The organism is Snodgrassella alvi, assembly GCF_002777855.1.
In the GTDB taxonomy this organism is placed as follows: domain Bacteria; phylum Pseudomonadota; class Gammaproteobacteria; order Burkholderiales; family Neisseriaceae; genus Snodgrassella; species Snodgrassella alvi_E.
The window spans coordinates 1-1,964 of record NZ_MEIK01000005.1; the positions used below are offsets into that span (position 1 = coordinate 1).

General features: G+C 33.9%; 1 protein-coding gene. It reads right to left on the reverse strand.

From position 1 onward, the window contains the following. Positions 1 to 1,535 (reverse strand): ESPR domain-containing protein (locus BHC43_RS00560; RefSeq protein WP_257377930.1); only part of this gene is annotated, 1,535 nt, incomplete at its 3' end. Positions 1,536 to 1,964 lie beyond the last annotated feature (429 nt).

A 1,964-nucleotide genomic window follows, 5' to 3' on the forward strand; every position in this document is an offset into this window, starting at 1 on the left:
ATTTCACCACTTGACTGAACAACATTAATTCCGCCCAAAGGTACCTGGCCATTTTCATCACCGGCTTTTGTTGCGGCTTTCTTATTTACAGCAAATGCTGAACTTATGTCTTCTCCGTTTTCGTCAATATCTGAAACTGGTGCTGTACCTGATACAACCTGAATTCCGGCTCCAGTTTTACCTTCTACTTTGCCGGCTGTAGTCACTGAGACTTTTCCACCAGTTTCATTAACAGCAGTAATACCATCTGTACCACCAATAATACTTCCGGCAGTTTGATTAATAATAATATCGGTCTTCGATTTGCTTTCTGCTCTTGTTTCAGCATCAGGATAATTAAAATGCATATTAGTAACATCGATACCGGCGTCTTTATTACCAGTAACATTTCCTGCAGTAGTGATTTCGGTATTGCCTTGTCCGAAATTACTTGCAGATATGCCTTTTTCTTTACCTTTAATATTTCCTGATGTTTGGTTTATATGGATTGCTTTGGCTGTTTGAGTATTGGAAGCGGCAATACCAATACCATTTTCTGCTATGCCATCAGCAATTACCGTGCCAGCAGTAGTAATCGTGGTAGAACCAACACCTGAATTAGATGCCGTAATTCCTGTTGCTCCACCTTGAATTAAACTGGCGGCTGAAGACTGAGTTATATTCAGGTCAGTGGTATTTTTATTATTTATGGCAATAATACCACTACCAGAATTATATCGTTCACTATCTGGATTTTCAGGATCTTCCGGAATGGTTGCATTACCAGTTGAGCTTACATTACCGGCTATATCAATATTTGTTGCTCCCTTACCCTGATTATTTACTACAATTCCGTTAACTGAACCTTCAATTTTACTGGGAGCTGACTGCGTGATAGTCACATCTTGAGTTTTTTCACCACTATCTGCGTAAACAGCTGTTGTTGCTGCTATTGTTCCTGCAATATTAATTTTAGTAGAACCGGTACCATTATTAGATGCCATAATACCGGTGTTTTTAGCTTTAATGATGCTACTTTCTTCCTGATTGACTGTAAGATTAGTTGCTTGTTCAGAGTTAGTCATGCTAACCGCATCATCAAATAGCATATTTTCATCTGTTGATTCAGCAGCATCCTCGGAAGAAGGAAAAAATAAATTTCCTGAAGAAATAACATCTCCTTTTATATTAACAGTGGTTTCTCCAGTTCCATTATTCAACCCCCAAACACTACCCAAATCCCCTTTTCTCTCAAGTTCTACTCTAATATTCTGGCCATCTTTTAAATTAAAGACTTCAAAAGGGAGGGCAGGAAAGTCTATGTCATTATCCGAATAAATATTGCCAATAAACACAATATCTTTTCCGTTGACTTTATCTTTATCTGAAATTACTAAGTCTTCTGCTGCGGAAGCAACATTTGCACTCAATGCGAGTGCACCTAACAAGGTAAGTACTTTAACTCCTACAACTTTTCCACTTTTTCGAGCCAATTCTGAAGTTACTACATAAGCATGTTCTCTGGCATTCCATATAAGTTTATATATTTTATTCATAAATTAATCTATCTATAATTGTGAGTTGGTTTTTGTTAACACTATATAAATATAATGCAATTTATACTAACACTTAATTACATTATAAATCAAACCTATATTTTGTCTTAAAAATTACCATTATTGATACATATCAATTAAATTTTAGTTCATATTTATATTTATTTTTAAAGTATACATTAATTATTAGAATTTTTATTTGTAACAATTAGAGAAGAATTTTTTAATCACGATTTAGTTTTGGTAAATAGAACCTAAAAACTTAATTCAATTAAGTATTTAATTGTGTTGGTTCAGCTAGTATTTACCATCCACACTGATTTATAAGATATTTGAAGCATAAAATGCGAGAATAGTTGCTTTTTATATAGATGGATCTGATAGTAAACATCTTTATTCGTTTATATGAATAAAAATGAAATTTTTAAA